Source organism: Paenibacillus sp. J22R67 (assembly GCF_059692175.1).
Genome location: NZ_JCAUAX010000007.1, coordinates 151,485 through 166,149 on the forward strand (window position 1 = coordinate 151,485; position 14,665 = coordinate 166,149).

At 47.4% G+C, this 14,665-nt stretch carries 15 protein-coding genes; 11 read left to right on the forward strand and 4 right to left on the reverse strand.

Going from position 1 to position 14,665, the window contains the following annotated elements:
* The first annotated feature begins 2 nt into the window (after nt 1-2).
* The 3 genes from thrB (at nt 3) to AC58VC_RS24900 (ending at nt 3,431) form a co-directional block, all read left to right on the forward strand.
* The gene (gene thrB / locus AC58VC_RS24890; protein ID WP_497372383.1) at nt 3-980 is read left to right on the forward strand and encodes a homoserine kinase; all 978 of its coding nucleotides are present in this window, start codon (nt 3-5) and stop codon (nt 978-980) included.
* On the forward strand, nt 977-1,840 hold the full coding sequence (pheA, locus tag AC58VC_RS24895; protein ID WP_497372385.1) for a prephenate dehydratase: 864 nt from the start codon (nt 977-979) through the stop codon (nt 1,838-1,840). Before thrB ends, pheA begins: the two co-directional genes overlap by 4 nt.
* A 190-nt stretch (nt 1,841-2,030) precedes the next feature.
* Entirely contained in the window at nt 2,031-3,431 is a 1,401-nt protein-coding gene (locus tag AC58VC_RS24900; protein ID WP_497372387.1) for a LysM peptidoglycan-binding domain-containing protein, read from the forward strand.
* A 72-nt stretch (nt 3,432-3,503) separates the two neighbouring features.
* On the opposite strand, the gene sigW is transcribed toward AC58VC_RS24900, so the two are convergent.
* Nucleotides 3,504-4,115 (reverse strand): RNA polymerase sigma factor SigW, encoded by a 612-nt coding sequence (gene sigW, locus AC58VC_RS24905; RefSeq protein ID WP_145661437.1) that lies wholly within the window; start codon nt 4,113-4,115, stop codon nt 3,504-3,506.
* 183 nt (nt 4,116-4,298) lie between these two features.
* On the reverse strand, nt 4,299-4,514 hold the full coding sequence (locus tag AC58VC_RS24910) for a hypothetical protein (RefSeq protein ID WP_497372389.1): 216 nt from the start codon (nt 4,512-4,514) through the stop codon (nt 4,299-4,301).
* A gap of 117 nt (nt 4,515-4,631) precedes the next feature.
* On the opposite strand from AC58VC_RS24910, the gene AC58VC_RS24915 reads away from it, so the two are divergent.
* From AC58VC_RS24915 to yajC, 8 genes are all read left to right on the forward strand, one after another.
* A complete protein-coding gene (locus AC58VC_RS24915; RefSeq protein ID WP_497372391.1) occupies nt 4,632-5,297 on the forward strand; it encodes a BofC C-terminal domain-containing protein in 666 nt (221 codons plus the stop codon).
* 119 nt (nt 5,298-5,416) lie between these two features.
* On the forward strand, nt 5,417-5,920 hold the full coding sequence (ruvC, locus tag AC58VC_RS24920) for a crossover junction endodeoxyribonuclease RuvC (RefSeq protein ID WP_145661431.1): 504 nt from the start codon (nt 5,417-5,419) through the stop codon (nt 5,918-5,920).
* On the forward strand, nt 5,917-6,546 hold the full coding sequence (gene ruvA, locus AC58VC_RS24925; RefSeq protein ID WP_497372393.1) for a Holliday junction branch migration protein RuvA: 630 nt from the start codon (nt 5,917-5,919) through the stop codon (nt 6,544-6,546). Before ruvC ends, ruvA begins: the two co-directional genes overlap by 4 nt.
* A gap of 84 nt (nt 6,547-6,630) precedes the next feature.
* A complete protein-coding gene (ruvB, locus tag AC58VC_RS24930) occupies nt 6,631-7,641 on the forward strand; it encodes a Holliday junction branch migration DNA helicase RuvB (RefSeq protein WP_477501130.1) in 1,011 nt (336 codons plus the stop codon).
* 775 nt (nt 7,642-8,416) lie between these two features.
* Nucleotides 8,417-10,621 carry a SpoIID/LytB domain-containing protein gene (locus AC58VC_RS24935; RefSeq protein ID WP_497372395.1) on the forward strand — a complete coding sequence of 735 codons (2,205 nt, stop codon included), beginning with the start codon at nt 8,417-8,419 and terminating at the stop codon, nt 10,619-10,621.
* 10 nt (nt 10,622-10,631) lie between these two features.
* Nucleotides 10,632-11,717 carry a tRNA preQ1(34) S-adenosylmethionine ribosyltransferase-isomerase QueA gene (queA, locus tag AC58VC_RS24940; RefSeq protein WP_497372397.1) on the forward strand — a complete coding sequence of 362 codons (1,086 nt, stop codon included), beginning with the start codon at nt 10,632-10,634 and terminating at the stop codon, nt 11,715-11,717.
* Between the two features lie 44 nt (nt 11,718-11,761).
* Entirely contained in the window at nt 11,762-12,901 is a 1,140-nt protein-coding gene (gene tgt / locus AC58VC_RS24945; RefSeq protein WP_497372399.1) for a tRNA guanosine(34) transglycosylase Tgt, read from the forward strand.
* A gap of 15 nt (nt 12,902-12,916) precedes the next feature.
* Nucleotides 12,917-13,231, forward strand: coding sequence for a preprotein translocase subunit YajC (gene yajC / locus AC58VC_RS24950; protein WP_497372401.1), 315 nt, complete (start codon nt 12,917-12,919; stop codon nt 13,229-13,231).
* A 47-nt stretch (nt 13,232-13,278) separates the two neighbouring features.
* On the opposite strand, the gene AC58VC_RS24955 is transcribed toward yajC, so the two are convergent.
* Both AC58VC_RS24955 and AC58VC_RS24960 read right to left on the reverse strand, forming a co-directional pair.
* Nucleotides 13,279-14,118, reverse strand: a complete 840-nt coding sequence (locus AC58VC_RS24955; RefSeq protein ID WP_497372403.1) for a phosphatase PAP2 family protein — start codon at nt 14,116-14,118, stop codon at nt 13,279-13,281.
* 94 nt (nt 14,119-14,212) lie between these two features.
* A complete protein-coding gene (locus tag AC58VC_RS24960; RefSeq protein ID WP_246238978.1) occupies nt 14,213-14,593 on the reverse strand; it encodes a TIGR04086 family membrane protein in 381 nt (126 codons plus the stop codon).
* Nucleotides 14,594-14,665 lie beyond the last annotated feature (72 nt).

Genomic DNA, 14,665 nt, shown 5'->3' on the forward strand with positions numbered 1-14,665 from the left:
AAATGAGTTATAAGGCAGTGCAAAAGGTAAGAGTGAAAGTGCCGGCAAGTACGGCAAACTTAGGTCCTGGCTTTGACTCACTGGGGATGGCCTTGAACTTATATGCGTGGATTGATATGGCCATCTCGGAGCAAACAACGATTGATTTGATCGGTGATCAAATGCACGGGATTCCAACGGACAAGACGAATCTCATTTATAAAGTCGCACAAATGGTATTTCAAGAAGCGGGCGTCTCCCACCCAGAACTGTACATCTCGATGTACAGCGATATTCCGCTAACTCGCGGATTGGGCAGCAGCGCGTCAGCGATTGTTGGCGCTTTGGCTGGCGCCAACGCCCTGATTGGTAACAAGTTCACAGAATATGAGCTGTTCCAAATCGCAAGCCGCTTAGAGAAGCACCCTGACAACGTAGGGGCAAGCCTTTTTGGCGGCATTGTGGTGGCGTTCTGGGACGGAGAGAAGGCGGAATCCATTCGGATCGAGCCGGACCCGAACTTGGAAGTGCTGGTGGCAATCCCAGCCTTCCAGCTTGCTACAGAGAAGGCGAGAGGCGTTATGCCGAAGATGGTACCGATGAAGGATGCGGTGTTCAACCTCAGCCATTCATCTCTGCTAGTTGCCGCGTTAATCACAGGCAATCTGGGGATGATCCGTCATGCCATGAAGGACGTGCTGCATCAGCCCTATCGCGCGGCGCTTATTCCTGGCATGAAGACGCTGCTTGAGCAAGCCGAGAATCACGGCGCGCTTGGGGTTGCACTTAGCGGAGCAGGGCCAACCATGCTTGCGCTAGTGGACCAGCGAAGCGGCCGCAAGGCGGAGCTGGAAGGATTTTTGAAAGAGACGCTGGCTAAGGAAGGCATCGAGGCGCAGACGTTGTGGTTAAAGCCAAGCCGTGAAGGTGTAACAACGACTGCGCTGCAGGAAAGTGACGGGGATCTCCAGTCCTTCGTAGAAAAGGAGGTTCTTGCATGAAGCGAGTTGCGATTCTTGGACCCAGCACCTTTTCGGAAGAGGCTACCCGCCATTTTTTGGGCGAAGATTTCTCATACGTCTCTTATAAGTTAATTTCTGAAGTATTCAACGCGACATCGTCGGGTGAAACGGATTTGGGTGTTATCCCCATCGAAAATACACTAGAAGGTTCAGTCCATCTGCATGTGGATTGGCTCGTTCATGAAGTGGATCTTCCGATTCGGGCGGAATGGGTATTTCCCATCGATATGAATCTCATCGGATACGCGAGTCCTGAGGGGCAAAGGGATGATTCCAACCCTTTCGGTTATATTCGCAAGGTGCTGTCTCATCACGTCGTACCTGCACAGTGTAGCCGTTTCATGAAGCAATTCTTAAGCGGGGCAGAATTTGAACAAGTCAGTTCTACGGCAGAAGGAGTGCGCATTGTTTCTTCTCTGCAGGATCCGTCGGTTGCTGCCATTGGAACGGCCATTGCTTCTACAAACTATGGCGTCCCTATGCTGCAAAAAGAAATACAGGACCACAAAGACAACATGACACGCTTCTTGCTGGTCGGCAAGGAAGCTTCAGAGCTGAAACCCTCGGAAGACATGAAGACGACGATACTAGTCACGCTGCCGGAAGATTACCCAGGTGCTCTTCATCAGGTGCTCTCAGCTTTCGCATGGCGAAGAATCAATCTTTCCAAAATTGAGTCCAAGCCAACGAAGAAGAAATTGGGTACTTATTATTTTTATATTGATATTGCGGGCTCATTGGACTCCGTTCTGCTCCCATCGGCGATTCAGGAAATTGAAGCGATTGGGTGTCAGGTCCGCATATTAGGCTGTTATCCTAGCTATTCATATACGAATTAATTCAAAGATCCTCCGGCTATCCAGCGCGGGGGATTTTTTTTGTCCGAGAGGGGCAAAAGCCTAGAAACGCGCATAAGATGTAATATCATTGTGAATAAGTAGGCGGCTTAGCTAGCAGGTTATCATGAGAATTTGCTTGTGAATAAGCTTCCGAAGCCAGTTTTTTCTAACGAAAAAAGGAGGTAAGGTGTTGAAAATCCATATTGTCAAAAAGGGAGATACCCTGTACGAGCTTGCAAAAAAATATCATAGTACATTGGATCAGATCATTGCAATCAACCCACAAATTGCAGATCCAAATGTGCTAGACATCGGCATGAAGGTGAAAATACCTTCGAAACCGAAGCCGGTCGATCCGCCTGCGTCAGAGTTCGTTTACAAGCATATTGTTCAGCAGGGAGACAGCTTATGGAAGCTTGGAAAAGCCTGGGATGTACCTCTTCAGGCGATGATTGGGGCTAATCCGCAGCTGAAGAATCCCAACGTACTTATGACAGGGGAAGTTGTATTTGTTCCCAAAATGCATCATGAAACTAATGGCATGAACTCGCATTCGCATTCAAAAGCGTCGACGATGCCTTTCGATCATATGCCAGAGGCGCAACCAATGGCTCCGAGCGATGCAAGCCCGCCGCCATATATCCCAGTTCCGGAAGATACGATGCCAGAGGCGCAGCCAATGATGCCGAGCGACGCAAGCCCGCCGCCATATATACCGATGCCAATGGAACAAATGCCTACTGTTCCTGCACCTGCGCCAGAGCAGACTTTGATGCCTGAAATGCCAGGAGTGGAGCCAGGGGTTATTGCGCTGCAAGAACCATATGAACAGCCTGCCGTTCATCCCTTCAAGCAGTTCCATATTCAAGCGACGGAAGTATTCGCCTATCCAGAGGCTAACCAGCAAGAAACAGCAGCGTATCCGGCATTTACGCCATATCAACAGCAGCCTTGGGAACAGGCTCCTCATCATGCACAGATGAACACGTTCCCCGTGAGCAACGAGGGTTGCGGCTGTGGAGGTCCTTCCATGATGGAACAACCATGGATGACAGCTCCTGAAGGGTTTCCGACTGGTCCTGTAGGAAATCCATGGGATGGTTACCAGCATGGCTACCACCATGGCTACCACCATAGCATGCCTAACATGCCTGATATGCACACGATGTCAAATATGCCGAACATGCCAGACATGCACACCATGCCGGCTATGCCGAACATGCCTTACATGCCAGACTTATATCCGCAAGGCACTCCTTTTGACATGGGGCAGGCTGGGCATAATCCGTTTGCTTTTCAACCGGGTCCATATGGAATCCCTTATGCCGGGGGTCACTATCAAGCTCCTTTCGAGTCGCCTATGATGCCGCAGGTTCATACGCATGAATTTACGAAAGAAAGCGACAAGGATGAAGTCGTAGAAATCGATATTCGCACGAATAAGTCAGTGAAATCCAAAAACAGCAGCAGCTCTTCCAAAAGAGTGAAATCAACTGGAACAGACGCACTTAATGCGTTCGTAAGACGTCAGCAAAGAGCGCCTTTTGATTCGCAGGAATCTAGACCAAACGTTCCTTGGATTAATTTCTGAACAAAAAAGAAGCCTCCTGAATCCACAGTCTGTGGATTTGGAGGCTTTTTATTATTTTAATTGCCAGAAAATTTAAGCAATCATCCCAATGGTGAAGAAGACCATGAGGCCAACAACGAAATTCATGCCCCATTTCTTGCGGAGCAGCTCCCGCCCGCGATGCAGACGCGTTTTGACCGTTGTAATAGGCAAGTTAAGCTTCGTACTAATTTCTTGAAGTGAAAGCTCTTCCAGATAGTAAAGCGTAATGACACTTTTATATTTGTCGGCCAGTTTATTGATGGAAGTGTGCATGTGATCTTGGATTTCTGTTTGCAGAACAGCGTGTTCAGGTGACTGATCCTGGCTTGCGAGCTTGCTGTAATAGCTGTAATCATCGTCGTGATCGTTAAGCTCAGCATCTAAGGATTGAACAGGCCGTTTCTTGCGTAGCAAATCAATGGCGACATTCTTGCCGATCCGATAAATCCAAGTAGAGAAGTTCTGGCTCTCGTCGTAGTGATTCAAATTCAAGTAAACGCGAATAAATGTCTCTTGAACGATATCCTCCGAATCAGGCCTGTTATGAAGCATACGGAAAGCAAGCTTTTGTATTTTGTTACGGTATAACTCGACTAATTCAACGAAAGCGTTGCGATCGCCTCGTCTGGATAATTGAATTAATTGAAGTTCTGCCACATTCATGGTGTTTCCCCTCCTTAGAGTTTTCGTAAGAAAACTGTCTTCGAAAGATTAGGCTTAGCGTTTTCTTAAAGAAAACCGGCTGGCAGCCTTTTTCAAATATATATCGTTTTCCATGGATAAGTATGAGAATATTTCATCTACTTCTGACTATATCATTTCTGTGGCTACAGTCAAATTTTATAGCTATTTTATACTCAGTATATTTCCATTTGTTGCCGGAATTATGGAAGTTTGGTTACTTTTCATGTCTGTGGTCGGATATGAGGCTGAAGTTGAACGTGGTGTTGGCACGGTTTTTTCAATTTTGAGTACTTCATTCCAAATGGCCACGGCTCCCCACAATAGGACAACCCCAATAATCAGAAGAGTTGTACGCTTAATTTTTCTTTTACCTTTCATGATAGAGCTTCACCGTCCGTCTTGATTGGTTTGATGCTGCTCTCTCTATGGTAAATGATGTATAGTGTCTCATGCAAATGGAAACAATACGGAAAAAGAGAATAGAAGGGGATACCAGTGAATGTACAACGTTTTTTGAAGCATTGGAAAAGAAGGCTGCGTTGGAAACGCAGTTGGTTGACATTAGGGATGATCTTCCTTGTAGGTACGGTGTGTTGGATCGGATATGCAAAAGGCGATTTGTCGGGTTCAAGTCATTCTCCGACTCAGGCTACGATGGCTCAATTAACGCCGGAAGATGATGAACGACTGAAAGAAGCGGAAGCGACGCTGAAGCGGATTACAGATACCAGAGAAAGCTACTTGCTTAAGTCGTACGTTTGCGGAGAAGAGAAGAGTACACTAGGTCAGCAAACCTCCGAGCAACTGCTTAATATGCAAATGAAACATCCGAACTGGCTGCTCAGTGTCAGTCCAAACGGTGAGGTTACATTTACCGAAAACATCGAAGATTTGTCTCCGGCTTGCAAGGAGAAAGCGGTATTCGGTATCGATGGCAGCAGCAATCTCTCGTTGTTTAACGGAACGCCTGCGAAAGATAATGTCATACGGACATTTTTTCAATTAAACATCAAGCATTTGGAGAGCAGCCTACCCCCAGATACGGTGGAGAAGCTGCGCGAGGGCATTCGCATCTCTGATATGGAGGAGTATAATAGCGTATTATCAACCTTCAGCGATTATGCCGTGGAAGAAACAGAAAAAGCGATGACAAGGCCATAAATGAGCAAATAAATTGAGGTAGATGAGGGGAAATCCCATGTCTATCTCTTTTTTTTGTTATCTGCTATAATGAGAAATGACTACATATGTTCGCTTTTTTTGGATGGGAGAGAAATGCTGTGCGTATTCTGGGGATTGATCCGGGTATCGCGATTGTAGGTTTTGGTTTTATTGATAAGATTGGCAGCAAGCTTGTTCCTGTGCAATACGGTTCAATTCAGACGGAAGCACATACCGATCCAGGTCTGAGACTGAAGGATGTCTATGACGCTACAACGCAATTGATAGAAAAGTATAAACCGGACGCTATGTCCATAGAGAAGCTTTTTTTTAACCGAAATGTAACGACGGCCTTTACCGTAGGGCAAGCACGTGGTGTCATGATATTAGCCGGTGTTCAGGCAGGTCTGCCGATTGCGGAGTATACGCCACTGCAAGTGAAGCAGTCCGTTGTCGGCTACGGAAATGCGGAGAAACGTCAAGTCCAGGAAATGGTCAAAATACTACTCAAACTATCGCAGGTGCCCAAGCCTGATGATGTAGCGGATGCTCTGGCGATCGCTATTTGCCATGCCCATTCTTCTGCTTTGCAATCTAGAATAAATGAGGTCAGGAAAAGATGATAGATTTCTTACGAGGAAAAGTTGCACTGCGCGAGAGTGAGTATGCTGTACTGGATGTGAACGGTGTAGGTTATCGAGTATTTTGTCCTAATCCCTATGCGCTTTCGCATAAGGATAATGAGGACGTTACGATGTTCATCCATTATCACGTAAGGGAAGATGCTCATTTGTTGTTCGGTTTTATGTCCCGAGATGAGCAAGCTTTATTCCGTTTACTGCTGGATGTAACGGGGATTGGTCCTAAGGTAGCTTTGGGTATTCTTGCCGCAGGCGGAAGACCAGAGGCTGTCATTTTGGCGATTAGCCAAGAAAACTTGGCTTTCCTAACTAAGCTGCCTGGTATCGGCAAAAAGACGGCGCAGCGGATTATTTTGGACCTCAAGGACAAATTAGGTTCAGTCACGTTCTCAAGTCCTGAAGCAGCTGTTGCTTTAAGCGTAGTGGGCTCAGCGCAAATTACAGAGGGCGGTCAAGTTTGGACGGAAGCGAAAGAAGCTTTGATGACGCTTGGTTACACGGAAGCAGAAACGGATCGCGCATGGCTGCAAGTGAAGCCCAAAGCAAACCCTTCGGATTCTGTCGATGTTTTGATGAAGCTTGCTTTGCAAGCCTTGTATACGATGTAGCAAGTATTAGCTTACCTGAGCTAATGCTTTCCTATCAATGAAGAAAGCTTTCCTAGGGAAAGGAAAGCTCTTAGGAGGATCACCATGGATAATGACCGGATTATATCAGCTAATTTGATGATGGAGGACAATGTCATAGAGTACAGTCTGCGTCCCCGTTATTTGGCTGAATATATCGGCCAGAAGCAGGCTAAGGAGAACCTCAAGATTTATATTGAAGCCGCCAAGATGCGCAAGGAAGCGCTCGATCATGTGCTGCTTTATGGACCACCAGGACTAGGGAAGACCACCCTGTCCAATATCATCGCGAACGAGCTTGGCGTGAGCATTCGAACGACCTCGGGTCCCGCTATTGAGCGGCCGGGCGATTTGGCTGCCATCCTGACCAATTTGCAGGAGGGCGACGTGCTGTTCATCGACGAGATCCACCGCCTCCACCGTACGGTGGAAGAGGTGTTGTATCCGGCGATGGAGGATTTTGCCCTTGATATTATTATCGGCAAGGGGCCGAGCGCGCGCTCGGTGCGGCTGGACTTGCCGGCGTTTACGCTGATCGGCGCGACGACGCGCGTCGGTTTGTTGTCTGCGCCGCTGCGCGACCGTTTCGGGGTCGTCAGTCGGCTGGAGTTTTATACGGTGGAGGAGCTCACCTACATCGTCTCCCGCACGGCCGACATCCTGCAGGTCGGCATCGTCGGTGAGGCTGCGCGCGAGATCGGCATGCGCTCGCGCGGAACACCGCGTATTGCGAACCGCTTGCTGAAGCGGGTTCGCGACTTCGCGCAGGTGAAGGGCGATGGCATCATCACGCTGGACATCGCCAAAGAGGCGCTGAAGCGTATCCAGATCGATGACCTGGGTCTGGATGAGATCGACCATAAGATGCTTAGGGCGATCATTCAAAGCTTCCAGGGCGGCCCTGTAGGGCTGGAGACGATCGCTGCCACCATCGGTGAAGAGAGTCAGACGATCGAAGACGTCTATGAGCCATACTTGCTGCAGATCGGTTTTTTGCAGCGTACCCCGAGAGGGCGGACTGTTACACCGCAGGCCTATCATCATCTGGGCTTGCCCGTGCCGGAACAACGGTCATAAGGATATTAGAAGGAGCCGAGAGGCTCCTTTTTTTCGTCCCTTGTTGCCTCGTCTCCGTGTCCTCGTATCTGTGTTTACACCTGAGCCAGACTACTTCCAGTTTCTACACCTGCACCGCTCGTTCACTCGTCCAACTTCCAGTCTACACTCACACCGCTCTCTCGTACTAGATGCTGTCGGCTATGCGCTTACTGGTGGGATTTATGGCACTTTAACTAGCTGGCTACTATTGGTGATGTTTTTCCTTCGACAGTTAAGTTTATTTCGCCCGCAAGCTTCCTTCCCCCTTTGGGTATCAGCTACTGTTCACTCCTTGCGTGCGCCAGCTACTTGCTTACCCCTTGGGAGCACGAACCGCTGGCTAACGGACTGAGATAACCCTATTTGCCACTTTTGGGCTAGGCTTAATATCTAACGGACTCACAAGCCGTTATTGAGTATGATCTTGCCCAAAACAGCGACAAATTCCATGAATAACGGCACCTCGGTCCGATAGGATCTCAATTCCAGCGAATTTGCCAAAATAACGGCTATTGAGTCCGTAACAGAACAGTGGCTGGCTACACGGGCGGTGGGGGATAAGTTGTTGTTGGTGTGGGGGACTGGCGGCTGAGCAGCTTTTGGCGGGATGGGGCTGCTAACGGCTGAGTTACGATTGGTGCGATTCATGACCTTTTCCACACCTGTACCTTTTATTCTTCTATGAAACAAAACTTCTGCGCTTTACTAGAGTCTAACTTAGTAGAATGCTGCAAAAGAAAGGAAATATTGTCGAATGAAACGAACAAAAAAGCTGTTAGCCCCTAGGACACTGGCTTTGATTACGACGGCTGCTTTAACTTTTGGAACAGTTCAAGTGCTGGCTATCCCTGCGCATGCAGCGGGATTATCGCATTTGGATGAAGTGCGTGTTGCCCTATTCATAGATTCGGCCAAATATAAATTAATCGAACCGGTTACCACGCTCAGTTCAACAGGCGGAATGGATATAAGCGTACGCAGTTCAGCCGGTGTGTCCGAACAGCTATGGCTTTCCGTGCAAGAGAGTACCATCCGCACGTCGCTAGATCAGTATAGTGTCATGATGCTGGAAACGGCGGACTTTACTGCTGCTAAGGGTTTAAGCGCAAAGCTTGCTACGATGTCGGCAGATGGTTACGTGCTAAGCCGAGTGAAGCAAGGGAAAACGGTATTTCAGGTATTTTACGGCAGCTTCCCTACGATGGAAGCAGCAGAAAGCGCTTCAGTCCAAGCGCTAAGGGATGCGACTGTAGCTGCATTCACGAAGCAAGCTCCTCCTGTGGTAACAGGTCCGCTGCACTTAAGTGCAGGTACGTTTGCGTCAGAGGCTGCTGCTTTGCAGCAAGTAGCTGTGTATACCGGAGCTGGAATTCAAGCGGACTTGGCCTTGCAGGAAGATGCAGCAGGCAAGCCAGCTTATAGTGTATGGATTGGTAATGAAGCGACTCCGGCCCAGTTAGAAGTGGTGAAGCAGGCCGCAATGCGTTTAGTTCCTACAATTCCTTTGCAAGCCGCCAACACCAAAGCATCCTATCTCATTCGCAAATCAGACGTAACAGCATCGCCGAATGGAACCACGCCTGTCCCGCATTTCGCAGCAGGAGCAGGTCAGCAAAGAACGTTGATTCACTCCAAAAGTGAAGCGATCACTGTGAAAGAAAAAGCAGACCGCAAGTACCGTGGCAACATGGAAATAAGTACATATCAGAATAAATTAGCATTGGTGAATGAAGTGCCGATGGAGTCCTACTTATATGGCGTGTTAGGAGCGGAGCTTAGTTCTGGATGGCCAGTAGAGGCGTTGAAAGCCCAAGCGGTCGCAGCCCGCACGTTTGCTATTAAACAGGGGAATAAATATGAAATTGCTCAAGTGACGGATACGACGCTAGATCAAGCTTATTACGGTATGCAAAAAGAATTCGCAGCTGGCAATCAAGCGGTTGATGCCACGAAGGATGAAGTCATTTCAGATAAAAGCGGATTGATTTCTCCTGTGTTCTCATCGAATTCAGGTGGGAAGACAGCAGATCCATCTGAGGTTTGGGGAAATCCTGTGGGTTATTTACGCAGTGTGGTTAGTCCTGACCAAGGGGCCGAAAAAGGCAAAGCGACCTGGTATCGCATTCAATTAACGGATGGCCGGATGGGCTATGTATCAGCTGAGTATTTGAAGGATAGCGGCCAGAAGGACAAGAACGGCACTCCCTACTATGAGTCTACCGATCAAAACGTAAATGTTCGTTTGGCGCCATACGTGGACAATACAGCGAATCCCTCAATTGATCAGCTTGCGGCCAAGGAAAGAGTGCTAGTCGTAGGTCAGGAAAAAGAGTCCAATGCCTACTCATGGATGAGAGGGCCTTATACGCCGAGCGAGATGAAAAGTAAATTAGCTGCGGCAGGGGTAACGGTTAACGGGGAACTAACCTCATTAGAGATATCTGCACGCGGTCCTTCTGGAAGGGTTACAGAGCTCAAAGCGAATGGCGTTGTGGTGAAAGTGCCATATCCTGACGCTCTGCGCACTGTACTTGGCGGCTTGCCTAGCACCCTGTTTGAAATTGAAGGAGCAGGAAGTTATACTGGTAATACCCCGCAAGGAACGAATCTGGCGATCGTGGGGGGAGGAAGTGCCCAAACAGGTACTATCAGCGCTGACTCCGTCTATGTGCTATCCGGTAATCAAGCCCAGCCTACCGTACTAAACAAAACAGATTTGACTGCATTAGGCACCACAGGATTGGCTAAACCAACGGATAAGCCAGGTACACCAGGAACTCCAGGCACACCTTCTGTTACACCAACACAAGGCAGCAAACAATTCGTATTCCGTGGCACAGGCTACGGTCATGGCTTAGGAATGTCCCAATGGGGAGCAAGAGGTTTTGCTGAACAAGGCTATGATTATAAAAAAATACTTCAGACATATTATGCTGGAGTCAACATAACTAAGGAATGAATACACACTCATGGATGTACAAGCATTTGACTTTGAATTACCTGAATCTTTGATTGCCCAGACGCCGCTGCTTGATCGCACGGCGTCTAGACTGCTTACACTGAATAAACAGACCGGAGCAATTGGTCATCAGACTTTTGAGCAGCTTATTGATTATCTAGAAGCCGGGGATTTGCTCGTGATGAATGATACACGAGTCATTCCAGCACGGCTCTTTGGCGTGAAGAAAGACACGGGAGCTAAGGTTGAACTTTTGCTATTGAAACAGCTCGGTGAGGATCGCTGGGAGGCACTAGTAAAGCCAGGGAAGCGCATGCAGCTTGGAGCTGTAGCCGTTTTTGGCATCAACCAAGATGGCGCGCAAGATGAAGAGCCGCTATTGACGGCGGAAGTCGTTGAAGTTGGTGACATGGGAGCACGGGTGCTTCAATTCAGCTATAAGGGCATTTTCAATGAAATTTTGGATCGATTAGGAGAAATGCCCCTCCCTCCTTACATTAAGGAGCAGCTGCCTGAGAGGGAACGTTATCAAACTGTGTACGCGAAGCACGAGGGTTCAGCCGCGGCACCGACGGCAGGACTTCATTTCACGGAGGCTTACTTGGATAAGCTGAAAGCGAAGGGAGTACGTCTCGCGTTCGTCACTCTGCATGTTGGATTAGGAACATTCCGTCCTGTATCCGTAGACACGATTGAAGAGCATCAAATGCACGCGGAATATTATGTGCTTTCCCCTGAAACAGCAGCAGCGATCAATGAAACCAAAGCGAAGGATAGCCGCGTTGTTGCTGTAGGAACGACTTCTGCACGAACGTTGGAAACGGCTGCAGGTCTCAGCCGTGAGCAAGCAGGAGCTGAGGCTGGGGAGCAATTAATGATCCAGCCTTCCCAAGGATGGACAAGTATTTTTATTTACCCAGGTTATACCTTTGGGGTCGTAGATGCACTTTTAACGAATTTTCATTTGCCGAAATCAACTCTGCTTATGCTGATTAGTGCTCTGGCTGGCAGGACGAATGTGATGCAGGCTTATGAGGAAGCTGTTCGAGAACAGTATCGCTTTTTCAGCTTTGGGGACGCAATGCTCATTTACTAATAGTAACAAAGACTAGAGGAAGCTTAGAATAGGAAGTGGATGTAATGGCAGCAGCAGTAACGTACGAACCGATTAAAACTTGTAAACAATCCGGTGCCCGTCTGGGTCGGGTTCACACGCCGCATGGTGTAGTTGAAACACCAGCTTTCATGCCGGTAGGGACGCAAGCGACCGTGAAAACGATGAGCCCAGAAGAGTTGAAAACGATGGATGCTCAAATTATTTTGAGTAATACGTATCATCTATTCATTCGTCCTGGACATGAGATCGTAAAAGCCGCGGGCGGATTGCACAAATTCATGAACTGGGATCGCCCTATTTTAACAGATAGCGGCGGGTTTCAAGTTTTTAGCCTGAGCAACATGCGCAAAATCACCGAAGAGGGTGTTACATTTAAATCGCATCTGAACGGTGACAAGCTTTTTCTCTCCCCTGAAGTAGCAATGGAAATACAAAACGCACTTGGTTCTGACATTATGATGGCTTTTGATGAGTGCCCTCCATTCCCGGCAGAGTACGATTATGTTAAGAAATCATTGGAACGTACGACACGTTGGGCAGAACGCTGCTTGAAAAGCCATGGCCGACCAGAAGACCAAGGTCTGTTCGCAATTATCCAGGGCGGGATGCATGAAGACCTGCGCAGAATGAGCGCGGAGCAGTTGACTTCCATGGATTTCCCGGGGTATGCTATTGGTGGACTGAGCGTTGGAGAGCCTAAGCATTTGATGTATGAAGTACTTGACTATACAACACCTTTGATGCCGGCTAACAAACCACGTTATCTGATGGGTGTGGGTTCTCCCGATGCATTAATTGAAGGCGCTATCCGCGGGATCGATATGTTCGACTGTGTACTGCCTACGAGGATTGCCAGAAATGGGACTTGCATGACGAGCGAAGGCCGTCTTGTGATTCGGAATGCGAAGCATGCGACTGACTTTGGCCCATTGGATCCCAAATGTTCGTGTTATACCTGCACAAATTACAGCAGAGCTTATATTCGTCATTTAATTAAAGCGGATGAAACCTTTGGAATCAGATTGACAACGATTCATAACCTTCACTTTCTACTACAGCTTATGCGTGACGTAAGGGGGGCCATTATGGAAGATCGCTTGCTCGATTTCCGTGATGAATTCTTTGCTTCTTATGGGCTGAATGATAATGAAAGAGGATTTTAAGAGAGGAGGATACCTATGTTTCTATTGGCTGAAACTACAACTGCGAATACTGGCGCGGTAGGATATTTGTATACATACGGGCCGTTAGTGCTCATGTTTGTAGTTCTCTATTTCTTACTTATTCGTCCACAGCAAAAAAGACAGAAAACACGTAGTTCAATGCTTGGTTCTTTGAAAAAAGGAGATAAGGTCGTTACGATTGGCGGTCTTCACGGCACGATTATGGAGATCACAGACGACATTTGTGTGCTTCGCGTCAACGATGCAACGAAAATGACTTTTGATCGTTCTGCCATCAATGCTGTTTCACAATCAACAGCAAAGGAATAAAATAAAAAAGCGAGAACCTTCATCAGGCTCTCGCTTTTTGTTTGGCTTTAAAGCTCATTATTTTTCAAAGAACGTTTAAGCAGCGCTTGCTCGCCAAGAATCAGGCGTCCTTCGGAAATGCGCAGTCCCAGTCTTGCGGCTACAACACCGAGCACGACACCGGCACACATATCGGATAACCAGTGAATACCCAGATAAAAAATTGTGAAAATGATAAAAGCGGAAGAAATCGGTACGAAAATTTTCCAGAATGTATTGCGGCTCTTCACGGCAATGACAGCCATCGATACGGAGATCGACGTATGCAGGCTAGGGAAGCAATTATCCAGACCTGACAGCGGGCGATAGTCCTGCTCGAAGGTTGGGAATACATCAAGAATGAGCAGCTTAACACTTGGATGAAACGACCATACTTCGTTAACTGGAAAAAACAGATAAAACGGAATGGCTATCATATAGTTGAACATGAGTGCGTAACAAATTGCGTAGAACAGCTTATAATTTTTCTTGAACGTATAAAGGGCAATAGATGCAATCATGACGGACGGAAAGACAACCACATAGAAATAACTGCTTACCACGGTCAATATATCATTATGGAAGAAATGTTGAATAGCTGAAACAAAGTTTCCTTCAATGCCGTAGATAGATTTGGTAAAATCAGCTTTATAATCAATTCTTTTTTCGACCCACATCTCAATCTTATTGAAGAAGAGAATCGTGATGAGTGCAACGAAATGAAGGAGATATTTGCGGGACGTGAATATTTCTTGTACGAAACTTCCGGCGATGACGAACGGGTTTTTTCGTGTGGCGGCAATTAGAAAGACAATGACTGTTATAACTATATAGACCGTTGCATGTGTCATAGACTGAAACGGGCTCATGGTGATTTCCCCCTAATATTGGAAATTATTGCGAATATAACTATGATATTATACCACAATCAAAGGGGGATAGTGATATTTTCACGGAAACGTCTTATTTCGTTGTGTTAACGCCAAGGATGCCCCCAAGTGCTCCTGCTGCGAATAAAATACCGAGCAATTGCAGGGATTGAAGATTAAGTCCAGCGTCAAAAGCTAGAAAGCCAACCAAGAAAATAAGGATAAAATAGACGAATCCGACGAGTCCCCCGTGGTACCAGCCGCGGTTACCGGCTCTTTTGCCTGAAACCCAGCCTCCGATAAACAGCGCAGCAGCATGGATAATCGTAGTTAACGTATGCAAGGAACTCTCTTGTGTGCTAGTTAGCAGCAAAAATAACGATGTTACTATTGTCCCAATTGTCATCATGCTTAATGAATAGGCAAGTCCGGAAAATAAAGGAGATGTTATTCGAACCTGACTGACCGTTTTCATGGGGTTCACAGGCACCAATCCTTTCGTATATTCGTTCTTTTCATTATCATCATTGTATGGCCAAGCACATAG